The organism is uncultured Holdemanella sp., from assembly GCF_934754935.1.
Lineage (GTDB): Bacteria > Bacillota_I > Bacilli_A > Erysipelotrichales > Erysipelotrichaceae > Holdemanella.
Genome location: NZ_CAKVJB010000021.1, coordinates 12583 through 27777, shown reverse-complemented (window position 1 = coordinate 27777; position 15195 = coordinate 12583). Strand labels below are relative to the sequence as shown.

Below are 15195 nucleotides of genomic sequence, written 5' to 3'. Positions count from 1 at the left end.
AGTTTATGCCAATTAAGAAGTATAAACCAATGACACCTGGACGTCGTGGAATGACAACTTTGGCTAAAGATGAAATTACAGCATCTAAACCAGAAAAAAGCTTGTTAGCTCCATTGAAATCTAAAGGTGGAAGAAACAACACAGGACGTATTACAACACGTCACCAAGGTTCTGGACACAAAAGAACTTACCGTATCATCGATTTCAAACGTAACAAAGACAACGTGCCTGCACGTGTTGCTACAATCGAATACGATCCAAACCGTTCAGCAAACATTGCATTATTAAACTATGCTGATGGTGAAAAACGTTATATCATCGCTCCAAAAGATTTGAAGGTTGGTATGACAGTTATCTCTGGAACAGAAACAGATATCAAAATTGGTAACTGCTGTGAAATGAGAAACATGCCTGAAGGTACATTTATTCACAACGTTGAATTAAAACCTGGTAAAGGTGGACAGATGGCTCGTAGTGCTGGATGTTCAGCTCAGATCTTAGGTATTGAAGAAAAATATGTAACTTTACGTTTAGCTTCTGGTGAAGTTCGTAAAGTATTGGCTAACTGCCGTGCTACTGTAGGTACAGTTGGTAATGAAGATTACAGCTTAGTTAACTATGGTAAAGCAGGTCGTAACCGTTGGAGAGGTATTCGCCCAACTGTTCGTGGTTCTGTAATGAACCCTAATGATCACCCTCATGGTGGTGGTGAAGGACGTACACCTATCGGACGTAAATCACCAATGACTCCTTGGGGTAAAAAAGCATTGGGTGTTAAAACTCGTCGTAATAAGAAGGCTAGTACAAAATTAATTGTACGTCGTCGTAATGGTAAGTAGGCAAGGAGGTAAGATACAATGAGTCGTAGTTTGAAAAAAGGACCTTTCTGTGATGACCATTTGATGAAAAAGGTTGTTGCATTAAATGAAGCCGGAAAAAAAGAAGTTATTAAAACTTGGAGCCGTCGTTCTACAATCTTCCCTCAATTTGTTGAACACACATTTGCCGTTTATAACGGTAAGGAACATGTTCCTGTTTATGTAACAGAAGACATGGTTGGACACAAATTAGGTGAATTCGTTCCAACACGTAAATACACTGGTCATGGATCAGATGATAAGAAATCTAGATAGTAGGAGGAGAAGAAATGGAAGTAAAAGCTACCGCAAAAACTCTACGTATTCAACCTCGTAAAGCAAGACTAGTCTTAGACTTGATCCGTGGAAAAGACGTAGAAGAAGCAGCTGCTATTTTAAAATTCTTACCTAACAAAGGTGGATACCTTGTTGGTAAAGTATTACACTCAGCTGTTGCTAACGCAGTTAACAATAACGATTTAGATGAAAGCAAGTTATATGTGAAGGCTTGCTGGGCTGATGAAGGAATCACAATGAAACGCTTCATGCCTCGTGCTAAAGGTAGTGCGAGTGCTATTCACAAACGTACAAGCCACATTACAGTTGTAGTGGCTGAAAAAGAGTAGGAGGTAAGCTATGGGACAGAAAGTAAGTCCAATTGGAATGCGTGTCGGAGTCATTCGTGACTGGCAATCAAGATGGTACGCTGACGATAAAGAATTCGGAACATTATTAATGGAAGATGTTAAGATTCGTGAATTGGTTGAAGCATACTATGCAAAATTATCAAACGAAGCTGTCGACAAACGTAAGGCAGACCCTCAAATCTCTCGTATCGAAATCGAACGTACTAAGGGTCGTATGACAGTTATCATCCGTACTGCTCACCCTGGTGTAGTAATCGGTCAAGATGGAAAATCAATCGAAGGATTGAAAAAGAAAGTAGCTAAAATCGCTTCTGCAAAGAACGTTCAAATTAACGTTGTAGAAGTTGCTAATCCTAACTTAGATGCTCGTTTAGTAGCTCGTTGGATTGCAAATGAATTGGAAGGACGTAAATCTTTCCGTGCAACTCAGAAAAAAGCTATTCAAAACACTATGCGTGCTGGTGCAAAAGGTATCAAAACTGCTGTATCTGGACGTCTTGGTGGAGCTGATATGGCACGTACTGAAGGATATTCAGAAGGAGTTGTTCCTTTACATACACTTCGTAGTGATATTGACTATGCTTGGGAAGAAGCAGCGACTCAATATGGTCGTTTAGGTGTAAAAGTTTGGATCTGCCGTGGTGAAGTATTACCTGGTGAAATGGTTAAAGAACCAGAAGCTCCAAAACAACGCCCAATGCGTAAAGGAAAAGGACGTCGTCGTCCAGATGCTCGTTCAAACCGTGCCCCTAAAGATGCTGCTAAAGCTGCAGCACCTGCAGAAAAAGGAGGTAACGAATAATGTTAATGCCTAAACGTACAAAGTATCGTCGTCCTCACCGTTTGAGCTACGAAGGTCGTTCAAAAGCAGGTCGTACAATTGACTTTGGTGAATATGGATTGGTTGCAGAATCAGGTAACTATGTAAGCAACCGTCAAATTGAAGCAGCCCGTATTGCTATGACACGTTATATGAAACGTGGAGGAAATGTTTGGATTCGTATTTTCCCTCACATGGCACGTACTAAAAAACCTCTAGAGGTTCGTATGGGTTCTGGTAAAGGTGCTCCTGAAGGATGGGTAGCCGTAGTTCAACCAGGACGTGTAATGTTCGAAGTTGGTGGAGTAAGTGAAGAAGTAGCTCGTGAAGCTTTACGTCTTGCTGCTCACAAATTACCAGTTAAAACTCGTTTTGCTAGAAAAGGAGAAGTGAAGTAATGTTAGCTAAAGAAATCCGCGAAAAAACAAATGAAGAGCTTCTTCAGGAAATCGATACGCTTAAAGATGAACTTTTTAACCTTCGTTTCCAGCAAGCCACAGGACAGTTAGAAAATACAGCTCGTTTAAAAACTGTTAAGAAGACAATTGCTCGTATTAAAACTGTATTGACAGAGCGTGAAAACGCTGGTCAAGAGTAGGGAGGACGTATCTAATGGAAAGAAACGCTCGTAAAGTATACCGTGGTACAGTTGTGTCTGATAAAATGGACAAAACTATCACTGTTATGGTAGAAACTAAAAAAACACACCCATTATATGGTAAACGTGTTAAATATTCTAAAAAATTTAAAGCTCACGATGAAAACAACGAAGCTCGTATCGGAGATACTGTAGTAATTATGGAAACTCGTCCATTATCAGCTACAAAACGTTTCCGCTTAGTAGAAATCGTTGAAAAGGCTCGTGGTTAATACTAGGAGGAGAAAGCAATGATTCAAAACGAAAGTCGTATGCGCGTTGCTGACAACACTGGAGCTAAAGAAGTTTTAGTTATCCGTTGTTTAGGTGGTAGCGTAAGAAAATTTGCAAACATCGGTGATGTCGTTGTATGTGCTGTTAAACAGGCTACTCCTGGTGGATCCGTAAAAAAAGGTGATGTAGTTAAAGCCGTAATCGTACGTACACGTCGTGGTGTTCGTCGTGAAAACGGAACTTACATCAAGTTCGATGATAACGCTTGTGTAATCATCAAAGATGATAAGACGCCAAAGGGAACTCGTATCTTCGGTCCAGTTGCACGTGAATTACGTGACAAAGACTTCATGAAGATCGTATCTCTTGCGCCAGAAGTATTATAGGAGGTGTGTCTAAGTGAACATTAAAAAAGGTGATAAAGTAAAAGTTATTACAGGTGCTTACAAAGGCACAATCGGTGAAGTAAAAGCTGTATTCCCTAAGGAAGACAGAGTTATCGTTGAAGGTGTTAACATGATTAAAAAACACTTGAAGCCAACTCAAGCAAATCCAGAAGGTGGAATCGTTGAAAAAGAAGCTAAAATTCACGTATCAAATGTAATGCTTTACGATGAAAAAGCAAAAGTTGCTAGCCGTATTACAACAAAAGTTGAAGTTGTAGATGGTAAAAAAGTTAAAACACGCATCTTTAAAAAGAGCGGTAACGAAGTGAAGTAGGAGGGTAGAAGATGAATCGTTTACAAGAAAAATATAAAAACGTAGTTGTCCCTCAAATGATGAAAGATTTCGAATACAAATCTGTCATGGAAGTACCTCACGTTGAAAAAGTAGTTATCAACATTGGTGTAGGGGATGCCATCACTAATGCAAAATTATTAGATGAAGCTGTTGAAGAATTGACAGCTATCACTGGTCAAGCTCCAGTTGTAACAAAAGCTAAAAAATCAATTGCGAACTTCAAATTGCGTGAAGGTATGCCAATTGGATGTAAAGTTACTTTACGTAAAGAAAAAATGTATGAATTCTTAGATAAGTTATTCAACATTTCATTACCTCGTGTACGTGACTTCCGTGGAGTTAGCGATACTAGCTTCGATGGTCGTGGGAACTATACATTAGGTATTAAAGAACAAATCATTTTCCCTGAAATTGATTTCGATAAAGTAGACCGTACTCGTGGTATGGACATCGTAATCGTTACATCAGCGAAAACAAACGAAGAAGCAAAGGCATTATTAACTCAAATGGGTATGCCTTTCAAAAAGTAGGAGGAGCTTTTAAATGGCAAAGAAATCAATGATTAACAAACAACAGCGTCCTCAAAAATTTAAAGTTCGTGAGTACACTCGTTGTGAACGTTGTGGTCGTCCACACTCTGTATTAAGAAAATACAAATTATGTCGTATTTGCTTCCGTGAATTGGCTTACAAAGGTCAAATTCCTGGAGTTAAAAAGGCTAGTTGGTAAGGAGGTATATTGCATATGATTATGACTGATCCTATTGCGGATATGCTGACTAGAATCCGCAATGCTTTGCAACAAAAGCATGCCTCTGTCAGTATGCCAGCGAGCAATGAAAAGAAAGCAATTGCTCAAATTTTGAAAAATGAAGGTTTCATCACTGACTTCAACATTGAAGGTGATGTTAAGAAAACTTTGAACATTGAATTGAAATACGGACCTAACAATGAAAAAGTAATCAGCGGATTACGTCGTATTTCTAAACCTGGTCTTCGTGTTTACGCTAAAGTAGAAAACTTACCTAGCGTATTAAACGGATTAGGAATCGCAATCATTTCTACAAGCAATGGAATGATGACTGACAAAGAAGCAAGAAAGAACCACTTAGGTGGAGAAGTTATTGCTTACGTTTGGTAATAAATATATAGGAGGATAAAACGTAATGTCACGTATCGGGAATAAACTGATTACCGTTCCTGCAGGAGTTACTGTTGAAGTAGCTGCTGGGAATGAGGTGACTGTTAAAGGACCTAAGGGTTCTTTAACACGTACATTCTCTTCTTTGATGGAAATCCACGTAGAAGAAAATGTTGTCACTGTAAAACGTCCTAATGACGAAAAACACACAAAACAATTACACGGAACAACTCGTGCATTGTTACACAACATGGTAGTTGGTGTATCTGAAGGATTCACTAAAGACTTAGAATTAGTTGGTATCGGATTCCGTACAGCAATGAAAGGAAACGTATTAACTATGAACGTTGGATACTCTCACCAAGTTGAGATGCCAGTTAAAGAAGGCTTAGAAGTAACTTGTCCAACTGCTACAACTATCAAAGTTGCAGGTATCGATAAACAAGAAGTTGGAGAATTTGCAGCAAATGTTCGTGCTGTTCGTAAACCAGAACCTTACAAAGGAAAAGGTATTCGCTATGTTGGTGAAAACATCCGTCGTAAGGAAGGTAAAACAGCAGGTAAGAAATAGTAGTGGGAAAGGAGATCAAAAATGTTTACTAAAGTATCACGTAATGAAACTCGTGTACGTCGTCACAAACGTGTACGTACAAAAATCAGTGGAACTCCTGAATGCCCACGTTTATGCGTATTCAGAAGTAACGCACACATCCATGTACAAATCATTGATGATGTTAACCAAAACACATTGGTCAGTGCTTCAAGTGTTGACATGAAATTAGAAAATGGTGGAAACGTGGAAGCAGCTCGTTTGGTAGGAACTGAAATTGCTAAGCGCGCACTAGAAAAGAATATTAAAGAGGTTGTATTTGACCGTGGTGGATATGTTTACGCTGGTCGTGTACAAGCTTTAGCAGAAGCAGCTCGTGAAGCTGGCTTGGAATTTTAGGAGGTCGCACAATGGCAATGGATAGAAAACCAAGAAGAGACCAAAAAGAATTTGAAGAACAAGTAATCTCAATCAACCGTGTAACTAAAGTAGTTAAAGGTGGACGTCGTTTCCGTTTTGCTGCATTAGTTGTAGTTGGAGATCGTAAAGGCCGTGTAGGTGTTGGTACAGGAAAAGCTAACGAAGTTCCTGATGCAATCAAAAAAGCGGTTGAAGATGCTAAGAAAAACATCTTCACAGTACCAGTTATCGGTACAACAATCCCTCACGAAATCACTGGTAGATACGGTGCAGGATCTGTATACATGCGTCCAGCTATCGAAGGTACTGGTGTTATCGCTGGTGGTGCAACTCGTGCAATCCTTGAACTTGCAGGTATCTCTGATATCTTAACTAAATGTTTAGGATCACGTACAAAAATCAACGTTGTTCGTGCAACTGTTGATGGATTACAGAACTTAAGAACTGTAGAAAGCGTTGCTGCGCTTCGTGGTAAGAAGCCAGAAGAAATTCGCGGGTAATAGGAGGTAAATCAGATGAAATTACATACAATGAATTTAGCCGAAACTCGCACAGAACGTAACCGTGTTGGTCGTGGACCTGGAAGCGGAAACGGAAAAACAAGCGGTCGTGGACAAAAAGGTCAAAAAGCAAGATCAGGCGGAGGAGTTCGCTTAGGTTTTGAAGGTGGTCAAACACCATTAGCAAGACGTTTACCAAAACGTGGATTCACAAACTTCAACCGTAAAGAATATGCTATCGTTAACGTTGAAACATTAAATCGTTTCGAAGATGGAGCAACAGTTAATGCAGCTGCTTTAATTGAAGCTGGTGTTATCAATAAAGAACTTTCTGGACTTAAAGTATTAGGTAACGGTGAGTTAACTAAAAAATTAACTGTTGAAGCAGTTAAATTCTCTAAGTCAGCTAAAGAAGCTATCGAAAAAGCAGGCGGAAAAGTAGAGGTTCTATAATATGGCAGGCAAGATAAAGGCAATGTGGACGAATAAGGATATCCGCAATAGGATTCTATTCACCCTATTTGCCTTTCTTGTCTATCGTTTAGGATCAGCCATTACAGTTCCTGATGTTAATACATCAGATCTTGTAAATGGTCTTGGAGAAAACTCATTGTTCGCAATGTTAAATCTATTGGGAGGTGGAGGACTTGAACAGTTCTCTGTCTTCGCTTTAGGTGTTACTCCATATATTACTGCTTCTATCATTATCCAATTATTGAGTATGGATGTTATTCCACACTTGACTGAATTGAGTAAAGCAGGAGCAAATGGTCGTAAAACATTAGACAAGTACACTAGATATCTTGCGGTCGTTTTTGCCTTTGTACAATCATTCTCATTAGTATACGGCTTTTCAAAAGCATATACAGGATTGATTGTCGGCGGTGTTACAATCAGTAAGATTTTATATATTGCAACAATTTTTGCTGCAGGAAGCATGTTTTTAGTGTGGATTGGAGACCAGATTTCAATGAAAGGTATTGGAAATGGTATCTCAATGGTAATCATGGCTGGTATTGTAGGACGTATGCCTCAACAATTCTCTAGTGCCTGGTCAAGCTTGATTACAGGTGAGTCTGCGCCAACCTATGGAGCTTGGCTATTTGCCGCATATATTTTAGTTTATTTATTAATTATTATATTTGTTACACTAATTAATACAGCTGAAAGAAGAATTCCAATTCAATATACATCAAGTTCAATTTCATTAAGTAAACCAAGTGAAGCAAACTACTTGCCATTAAAAGTCAATTCAGCAAGTGTGATTCCAGTCATCTTTGCAAGTTCATTGATGATGGCACCAATTCAGATTGCTTCATTCTTCCCATCAAATGATTTCATTAAGGAAATGCAAAAATGGTTAGGATTACAAACTTGGTATTCACTTGTAATCTATGTATTATTGATTTTATTCTTTACATTCTTCTATACAAAGATGCAAATCAATCCAGAAAAAGTCGCTGAAAACTTAGGTAAATCAGGTTCATATATTCCAAGTGTTCGTCCAGGTAATGAAACAAAAGAATATATCAATCGCGTATTATCAAGAATTACAGTGCTTGGATCTGTCGCTTTAGCAATTATTGCTGTTATGCCACATATCATGCCACTTGTATGGCCTGATCTTCCAAACTCAATGGCTTTAGGTGGAACAGGAATGATTATCGTTGTTGGTGTTGCTATTGAAACTGTACGCCAAGTACAAGGATTGATTACTCAAAAATCTTACAAAAAATATTACGAAGACTAATATCTTCAGGAGAATAGATATGAATATATTTATTATGGGTGCTCCTGGATCTGGTAAAGGTACATTCTCTACAAAAATTAAAGAAGAATTTAACTTAAACCACATCTCAACAGGAGATATCTTCCGTGCAAATATTGCTGGAGGAACAGAATTAGGTCTACAAGCAAAAGCTTATTCTGAAAAAGGATTATTAGTACCTGATGAAATCACAAACAAAATGGTTAAGGATTACTTAAACACTTTGGAAGATAAAAAGAATGGATATTTATTAGATGGATATCCAAGAACTTTGGCTCAGGCAAAAGCTTTTGAAGAAATGACTGAAGGAACAGATTTAGCAGTTGAAAAAATTGTTTATATGGATGTTCCATTTGACGAATTAACTCGTCGTATTACAGGTCGTCGTACTTGTAAAAACTGTGGAGAAATCTACAACATCTATTCAAAACCATCAAAAGTTGAAGGTGTTTGTGATGTTTGCGGTGGAGAATTAACTCAACGTAAAGATGACAACGAAGAAAGCTTAAAGGTTCGTTTAGATGAATATGCAAAAAATACAGAACCTGTAATTGCATATTATGAAGAAAAAAATATGGTTTCTAGAATCGATGCGTCAAAATCTATGGAAGAAATTTGGCCAGAATTAAAAGAAGCCTTGAAAAACAAGTAAGTTGCGCTTATAATATATAAGCGCAACTTTGCTTGCGATTATACATTCACGTTTCTGTTAAAATCCGCATGTACACATACGCATTTTAGCAGGGCCATTAAAATACGTGAATCATTACGTAGGAGGAAGAAAGATGAAAGTAAGACCATCTGTTAAACCAATCTGCGACAAGTGTCGAGTAATTCGACGCAAAGGACGTGTGATGGTAATTTGTGAAAACCCAAAACACAAACAGAGACAAGGAAACTAAAGTAGGAGGAAACTAAATGGCTCGTATAGCAGGAGTAGATATTCCAAACGACAAGCGAGTTGTCATTTCATTGACATACATCTATGGTATTGGATTGACAACATCAAAGAAGGTATTGGAAGAAACAGGCATCAGTGAAGATGTTCGAGTAAAAGATTTAACTGAAGAACAATTAAACGCAATTCGTAAAACAATCGATGCAATCAAAGTCGAAGGAGACTTAAGAAGAGAAGTACAATTAAACATCAAGAGATTGATGGAAATTGGATGCTACAGAGGAATGCGTCACAGAAAAGGATTGCCAGTACGTGGACAAAGAACAAAGACAAACGCAAGAACACGTAAAGGAAAAGCCAAGACAGTGGCTAATAAGAAGAAGTAATAGGGAAGGAGAGTAAAGAATGGCAAAAGTACAAAAGACACGTAAAAGACGTGTTAAAAAGAATATTGCGCGAGGATGTGCACACATTCACTCGACTTTCAATAATACAATCGTAACGATTACAGACGAAAACGGAAATGCAGTAGCATGGAGTAGTGCAGGAGCATTAGGATTCAAAGGAAGTCGTAAATCAACACCATATGCAGCACAGTTAGCAGGAGAAGCAGCTGGAAAAGCAGCAATGGATCACGGAATGAAGACAGTATCCGTAGATGTAAAAGGACCTGGACCTGGACGTGAAGCAGCCGTAAGAGCATTACAGGTTGCAGGTTTAGAAATTACAATGATCAATGATGTAACACCAATTCCACACAACGGATGTCGTCCACCAAAACGACCTCGTGGATAGTCACCATACTAAGGAGGTGTCCAAATGAGCACAAAGTATAAAATTTCGACTATCGAAGAAACAACAAAAGAAGGTAAATTCTTACTAGAACCATTAGAATATCGCTATGGTACACCATTAGGTAATGCACTACGTCGTGTATTATTATCTTCAATTCCTGGCGGTGCGATCTTCAGTATTCGTATTGACGGCGTATACCATGAATTTACAGGTATTAAAGGTGTAAAAGAAGATGTTGCTTCAATTATTTTGAACTTGAAACAATTGATCTTAGATATTGATATTCATGATAATGAAGTTTATACATTACGTATTGACCAAGAAGGACCAAAAACGGTCGTTGCTGGTGATATTGAATGTCCAACAGGAGTTACTGTTTTAAACAAAGATTTACCAATTTGTACTTTGTCTGAAGGAGGTTCTATGCATATGGAACTTCAGGCTCGTTTAGGCCGTGGATTTGTACGTTCTGATGTAAATAAAAGAATGTATCAAAACGAAGGACAACCTCTTGGTATTATTTATACAGACTCATTATATTCACCAGTTAAAAACGTTAGCTATGTAGCTACACCAGTTAAAGGTGAAGATGGAAGTATGTATGATTCATTAGAGTTGGATATTACTACAGACGAAACAATCAAACCGAGTGAAGCATTAGCTGTAGCAGGTAAGATTTTACGTGATCACTTATCAATTTTAGCATCAGTTGATGAGGCTAGCCTTGACGTGAAAGAACAAGAAGTTGAAGTTTCAGAAGAACCAGTAGCACATACAACTCACAAAATGATTGAAGACTTAGAATTATCAGTACGTTCATATAACTGTTTAAAACGTGCCGGTATTGCGACTGTTGATGAATTGACTCAAAAGACTGAAGAGGAAATGATTCATGTTCGTAACTTAGGAAAGAAATCATTACAAGAAGTTAAAGACAAAATTAAAGAATTAGGATTGTCTTTTAGACAAAATAACGGATAGGAGGAAATACCATGTGGAATCGTAAATTGGGACGTAAAGCCGATCATCGTAAAGCATTGTTGCGTAACATGGCAACATCTTTGATTGAAAACGGACAAATCGAAACAACAGAAATGAAAGCAAAAGAATTAAGCGCTGTAATGGATTCATTAGTAACATTAGCAAAACGTGGAGATTTACATGCACGTAGACAAGCAGCAGCTTATGTTCGTAATGTAGAAGTAGATGAAGAGGGAACAACAGCTCTTCAAAAATTATTCAATGAAATTGGACCAGCATATGCAGATCGTAATGGTGGATACACTCGTGTGATTAAGACACGTATCCGTCGTGGAGATGCAGCTCCAATGGCTATTGTACAATTCGTTAAGTAATTCAATTAATGAATAATAAAAGACACTGATTTTTTAGTCAGTGTCTATTTTTTTACGATAACTTTTTGAATTTGATCCTCTTTCCAAATGACAAGATCACAATCAAATCCTTCTTTAATTTGTCCAGTGTGTTTAAAACCTAATGCATTCGCTACATTTTTAGTGAAGAATGGTAGAGCTTTTTCATATCCAAGTTCATTTTTTAGACAGATAAATTCATTCTTTAAATTCGAAATTGGTGTAATACCAATCTCTTTAACAGATCCATCATCGTTATATGTAGACCAAGATCCTTGAGCATCACTAGAAATCGTTACTTTTTCTGTGTTTTTGATTTGTCGAATGTAATTTAATGTTTTACCATTACCATCACAAGTGATGTCAATTGTACCACCCAACTCTGTAAATTGAATGGCTTGGTCAAATAAATGAGGGTTTCTTGAACAATGCGTAGGCTGGAATAAAGAAACAGGAATATCCGCTTTTTCTAAGGCCTTAAAGACAAGTTCTAAGGCTTGTTTTTCATCACCCATATGAATCGTTAAATTTGCCTGTTTTCCCGCTATAAGACTCGCTGTACGAATTCTAGAACCCAAACGAATCAATTCATCCTCAGTAATATGACTCGATCTATGATCACTTAAAGCTAGTTTTACCCCAAGAATACTATCAATAAAGACAATATCATCTTCTACAGAACTTGTTAGTGTGTTACTAGGATAGGCATAGCTACCCGTTAAGATATACGTATGTACACCTTTTTGTGTTAGTTCTTTAGCTTTTGCGAATAATTCTTTTGTACTTCTCGTATATCCATCCGTTCCTAACAATCCAATTACAGTTGTGATACCTGCATCCAATATTTCTTGCACATCAATCGGTCTTGCTCTCGAAATAAATCCAGCTTCACCACCACCACCAGTAATATGAACGTGGCGATCAATCAAACCTGGTGTTAAAACACAACCTGTACCATCAATTGTTTCAATTGGATACGGATATTCGATATGATCCTCAATTTTTTCAATCTTAGAATCAGAAATCAATACATCTTTTACACCTAGATTTTCAGGAGCGTAAATTTGTATGTTTTTAATAAGTTTCATGCGTGTCACCTCAAAAATTATTATATAATAAATCACAGGTGATGTTATGTTAATTTCAACAGAAAGTTTAAAAAAGAATATAAATGATAAATGCATCTTAAAAAATGCATCTTTTACGATAGAAGATACAGATAAAATAGCACTGATTGGTGTGAATGGTACAGGTAAAAGTACTTTATTAAAAATACTTGCAGGAATCGAAACCTATGATTCAGGAACCATTATAAAAAAGAATGGAATCAAGATTCATTATTTACCACAAAATCCAGAATTCAAAACAGATTGTGTATGGGATGAAATTCAACTTGTGAATTCAAAAAATGAACATCCTGTTGCAGAATTCGAATTAAAATCCATACTAACAAAACTTGGCATTACAGATTTTCAAAGTGCAATGTCAACTATGTCTGGAGGCCAAAGAAAAAGAGTTGCATTAGCCTTGGCATTATGTACAAGCTGTGATTTATTGCTTCTAGATGAACCGACAAACCATTTGGATAACGATATGGTTGAATGGCTTGAGAATTATTTAATTCGTTCTAAAAGTGCAATTTTTATGGTTACTCACGATCGTTATTTCTTGGATCGTGTTTGCACAAAAATGATTGAATTAGATCAAGGTGATTTATATATTCATAATGGAAATTATGAAGTGAATCTAGAAAATAAAGAAACGCGTATTGAACAAGAAAAACTAGCTGCACATAAACACAAGAACTTATATAAAAAAGAATTAGAGTGGGTTAGAGCGGGTGTACAAGCACGTGGAACTAAATCAAATAGTCGACTACAAAGATTTGAAGAATTACGTCAGAAACGTTTTAAACAACAAGAAGAGTCTTTGAAAATCAATGCCGCTATGCAGCGATTGGGTAATAAAACAATTGAATGTATGAATTTGGGTTTCACATATCCTGAAAAAGAATTGTTTCATGATTTCAACTATGTTGTATTACGCCATGACCGCATTGGTATTATTGGAGAAAATGGATGTGGAAAATCTACATTACTTGATGTCATTGCAGGTTTAAAACAACCAACCTACGGAACGATTGAATATGGAACTACAGTTAAAATTGGATATTTTAGACAAGCCGATCAAGGCGTTGATTTAAATATGCGTGTTATTGATTATATTGAAGAAGTTTCAAAAGTTATTGAATACGATCGAATGACTCTAAGTGCATCGCAAATGCTTGAAAGATTCTTATTTCCAAGAAACATGCACTATACCACACTATCAAGACTTTCTGGTGGCGAAAGAAGAAGACTTTATCTATTAAGAGTTTTGATGCAAGAGCCAAATATCTTATTATTAGATGAGCCAACCAATGATTTGGACATCTTAACGTTGGACGTATTAGAAGATTATTTGGACAATTTCCAAGGAGCTATTATTACTGTTAGTCACGACCGCTATTTCTTGGATCGTGTTGTAGATAAAGTATTTGTTCATCAAGAAGATGGTACATTTAAACAATATAGTGGTGGATATAGTGATTATTTAGTGAAATCAAAAGATGAAAATAAAAAGGTGGTTATACAAAAACCAGTCGAAAAGAAGAAACGTTCTTTATTATCTTATATGGAGAAAAAAGAATTAGAACAATTACCAGAGAAAATGGAATTATTAGAAACAGAAATGGAATCGTTAGACCATCAAATGAATGACTGTCAAAGTGATTTTGCGAAATTAAAAGAATTAAGTGATTTAAGAACGCAAAAAGAAGAAGAACTTGAAATTTTAACCAATCGCTGGATGGAATTAGAGGAAAAAAAGGAAGGATAAAGTTTTAATAGAATATGGAGAATAGGGAGTTTTTTAAAAAAACATCCCATGTGTTTTTACTAGCCATGCTATGTTGTACACTATGGGGAAGCGCAGCACCCTTTATTAAATGGGGATATCAATTATTTAATATTGAAGGCGTACCCAGCATATTGATGTTTGCGGGTATTCGCTTTGCGTTAGCTGGACTTTTAGTCATACTATTTGGTTCTTTCTTGCAGAAAAATGTATTAGTCGCTAAAAAAGAGAATGTTCGAGGCATATGTACATTAGCTCTATTTCAAACAGCTGGACAATATTTTTTCTACTATATAGGACTTTCACATACTTCAGGCGTAAATGGTTCAATTATTACAGGAACTAGTGCCTTTATATCTTTATTAGTAGCTAGTTTAATCTTTCATTATGAAAAACTAACATTTAGAAAAACATTAGGATGTTTTATCGGATTCTTAGGTATTTTATTCATGAATATGAGTGGGGCTAGTGCAAGCTTTTCGTTTCTAGGAGAAGGATTTGTATTGATGTCACAATTATGTGGAGCTATATCAGCGGCTTTTATTAAGAAGTTTACGCAAAATCAAAATGCCGTACTATTAAGTGGATACCAATTCTTTTTAGGTGGTGTTTTGCTGGTTATCACTGGATATGTGATGGGAGGACACATTACATTTAGATTTAATCTAGGTCTAGTTGTATTGATTCATCTAGCCCTTGTATCCGCTATTGCCTATACGATTTGGGGATTATTACTATCTGTAAATCCTGTCAGTAAGATTGGTGTCTATATGTGTGTAACACCCATTATTGGTGTTATTCTATCAAGTGTTGTCTTACATGAATCCAATCAAGCATTCCAGTTTTCAAGCTTAATTGCCTTAATTCTAGTAAGCTTAAGTGTATTTTTAGTCAATAAAGAGACCCAGACAGATTAATCT

Annotated in this window: 26 protein-coding genes; 25 read left to right on the top strand and 1 reads right to left on the bottom strand. The window is 36.8% G+C overall.

Annotation, left to right across the window (positions count from 1 at the left end; all coding sequences use genetic code 11):
- Positions 1-5: 5 nt before the first annotated feature.
- The 23 genes from rplB to rplQ all read left to right on the top strand — a co-directional run bounded on the left by rplB (position 6) and on the right by rplQ (position 11362).
- Entirely contained in the window at positions 6-839 is an 834-nt protein-coding gene (gene rplB, locus Q0E86_RS06905) for a 50S ribosomal protein L2 (protein ID WP_295755629.1), read from the top strand.
- Between the two features lie 18 nt (positions 840-857).
- The gene (rpsS, locus tag Q0E86_RS06900) at positions 858-1133 is read left to right on the top strand and encodes a 30S ribosomal protein S19 (RefSeq protein ID WP_003864840.1); all 276 of its coding nucleotides are present in this window, start codon (positions 858-860) and stop codon (positions 1131-1133) included.
- A gap of 14 nt (positions 1134-1147) precedes the next feature.
- Positions 1148-1483, top strand: coding sequence for a 50S ribosomal protein L22 (rplV, locus tag Q0E86_RS06895; protein WP_003864839.1), 336 nt, complete (start codon positions 1148-1150; stop codon positions 1481-1483).
- A 10-nt stretch (positions 1484-1493) separates the two neighbouring features.
- On the top strand, positions 1494-2306 hold the full coding sequence (rpsC, locus tag Q0E86_RS06890; RefSeq protein WP_295561227.1) for a 30S ribosomal protein S3: 813 nt from the start codon (positions 1494-1496) through the stop codon (positions 2304-2306).
- A complete protein-coding gene (rplP, locus tag Q0E86_RS06885; RefSeq protein ID WP_003864837.1) occupies positions 2306-2722 on the top strand; it encodes a 50S ribosomal protein L16 in 417 nt (138 codons plus the stop codon). Before rpsC ends, rplP begins: the two co-directional genes overlap by 1 nt.
- Positions 2722-2922 carry a 50S ribosomal protein L29 gene (gene rpmC, locus Q0E86_RS06880; protein ID WP_003864836.1) on the top strand — a complete coding sequence of 67 codons (201 nt, stop codon included), beginning with the start codon at positions 2722-2724 and terminating at the stop codon, positions 2920-2922. The genes rplP and rpmC overlap by 1 nt, the downstream gene beginning before the upstream one ends.
- Positions 2923-2936: 14 nt before the next feature.
- On the top strand, positions 2937-3194 hold the full coding sequence (gene rpsQ / locus Q0E86_RS06875) for a 30S ribosomal protein S17 (RefSeq protein WP_003864835.1): 258 nt from the start codon (positions 2937-2939) through the stop codon (positions 3192-3194).
- A gap of 18 nt (positions 3195-3212) precedes the next feature.
- Entirely contained in the window at positions 3213-3581 is a 369-nt protein-coding gene (gene rplN / locus Q0E86_RS06870) for a 50S ribosomal protein L14 (RefSeq protein ID WP_003864834.1), read from the top strand.
- Positions 3582-3594: 13 nt separating this feature from the next.
- Positions 3595-3915 carry a 50S ribosomal protein L24 gene (gene rplX / locus Q0E86_RS06865; protein WP_295755628.1) on the top strand — a complete coding sequence of 107 codons (321 nt, stop codon included), beginning with the start codon at positions 3595-3597 and terminating at the stop codon, positions 3913-3915.
- A gap of 11 nt (positions 3916-3926) precedes the next feature.
- Positions 3927-4466 (top strand): 50S ribosomal protein L5, encoded by a 540-nt coding sequence (gene rplE, locus Q0E86_RS06860; protein WP_003864832.1) that lies wholly within the window; start codon positions 3927-3929, stop codon positions 4464-4466.
- A 13-nt stretch (positions 4467-4479) separates the two neighbouring features.
- On the top strand, positions 4480-4665 hold the full coding sequence (locus Q0E86_RS06855) for a type Z 30S ribosomal protein S14 (protein ID WP_003864831.1): 186 nt from the start codon (positions 4480-4482) through the stop codon (positions 4663-4665).
- Between the two features lie 15 nt (positions 4666-4680).
- Positions 4681-5076 (top strand): 30S ribosomal protein S8, encoded by a 396-nt coding sequence (gene rpsH, locus Q0E86_RS06850; RefSeq protein WP_003864830.1) that lies wholly within the window; start codon positions 4681-4683, stop codon positions 5074-5076.
- Between the two features lie 25 nt (positions 5077-5101).
- The gene (gene rplF / locus Q0E86_RS06845) at positions 5102-5647 is read left to right on the top strand and encodes a 50S ribosomal protein L6 (RefSeq protein ID WP_117572741.1); all 546 of its coding nucleotides are present in this window, start codon (positions 5102-5104) and stop codon (positions 5645-5647) included.
- A gap of 21 nt (positions 5648-5668) precedes the next feature.
- On the top strand, positions 5669-6025 hold the full coding sequence (rplR, locus tag Q0E86_RS06840; protein ID WP_003864828.1) for a 50S ribosomal protein L18: 357 nt from the start codon (positions 5669-5671) through the stop codon (positions 6023-6025).
- Between the two features lie 17 nt (positions 6026-6042).
- Positions 6043-6546, top strand: coding sequence for a 30S ribosomal protein S5 (gene rpsE / locus Q0E86_RS06835; protein ID WP_050755942.1), 504 nt, complete (start codon positions 6043-6045; stop codon positions 6544-6546).
- Positions 6547-6561: 15 nt separating this feature from the next.
- On the top strand, positions 6562-6999 hold the full coding sequence (gene rplO, locus Q0E86_RS06830; RefSeq protein ID WP_295755626.1) for a 50S ribosomal protein L15: 438 nt from the start codon (positions 6562-6564) through the stop codon (positions 6997-6999).
- A gap of 1 nt (position 7000) precedes the next feature.
- A complete protein-coding gene (gene secY / locus Q0E86_RS06825) occupies positions 7001-8296 on the top strand; it encodes a preprotein translocase subunit SecY (RefSeq protein ID WP_295755623.1) in 1296 nt (431 codons plus the stop codon).
- A gap of 19 nt (positions 8297-8315) precedes the next feature.
- Positions 8316-8966 carry an adenylate kinase gene (locus Q0E86_RS06820; protein WP_288518569.1) on the top strand — a complete coding sequence of 217 codons (651 nt, stop codon included), beginning with the start codon at positions 8316-8318 and terminating at the stop codon, positions 8964-8966.
- Between the two features lie 133 nt (positions 8967-9099).
- Positions 9100-9216, top strand: coding sequence for a 50S ribosomal protein L36 (gene rpmJ, locus Q0E86_RS06815; RefSeq protein ID WP_003866328.1), 117 nt, complete (start codon positions 9100-9102; stop codon positions 9214-9216).
- Positions 9217-9232: 16 nt separating this feature from the next.
- A complete protein-coding gene (gene rpsM, locus Q0E86_RS06810) occupies positions 9233-9598 on the top strand; it encodes a 30S ribosomal protein S13 (protein WP_003866327.1) in 366 nt (121 codons plus the stop codon).
- Positions 9599-9617: 19 nt separating this feature from the next.
- Positions 9618-10007 (top strand): 30S ribosomal protein S11, encoded by a 390-nt coding sequence (gene rpsK / locus Q0E86_RS06805; RefSeq protein WP_003866326.1) that lies wholly within the window; start codon positions 9618-9620, stop codon positions 10005-10007.
- 24 nt (positions 10008-10031) lie between these two features.
- Positions 10032-10988, top strand: a complete 957-nt coding sequence (locus Q0E86_RS06800) for a DNA-directed RNA polymerase subunit alpha (protein ID WP_295755620.1) — start codon at positions 10032-10034, stop codon at positions 10986-10988.
- Between the two features lie 11 nt (positions 10989-10999).
- Positions 11000-11362, top strand: coding sequence for a 50S ribosomal protein L17 (gene rplQ / locus Q0E86_RS06795; RefSeq protein ID WP_295560582.1), 363 nt, complete (start codon positions 11000-11002; stop codon positions 11360-11362).
- A 44-nt stretch (positions 11363-11406) separates the two neighbouring features.
- Here rplQ and iadA read toward each other — a convergent pair whose 3' ends face one another.
- Positions 11407-12468 (bottom strand): beta-aspartyl-peptidase, encoded by a 1062-nt coding sequence (gene iadA, locus Q0E86_RS06790; protein WP_295755619.1) that lies wholly within the window; start codon positions 12466-12468, stop codon positions 11407-11409.
- Between the two features lie 46 nt (positions 12469-12514).
- On the opposite strand from iadA, the gene Q0E86_RS06785 reads away from it, so the two are divergent.
- Entirely contained in the window at positions 12515-14257 is a 1743-nt protein-coding gene (locus Q0E86_RS06785; protein ID WP_295755617.1) for an ABC-F family ATP-binding cassette domain-containing protein, read from the top strand.
- Between the two features lie 65 nt (positions 14258-14322).
- Positions 14323-15192, top strand: a complete 870-nt coding sequence (locus Q0E86_RS06780) for a DMT family transporter (protein WP_295755616.1) — start codon at positions 14323-14325, stop codon at positions 15190-15192.
- Positions 15193-15195 lie beyond the last annotated feature (3 nt).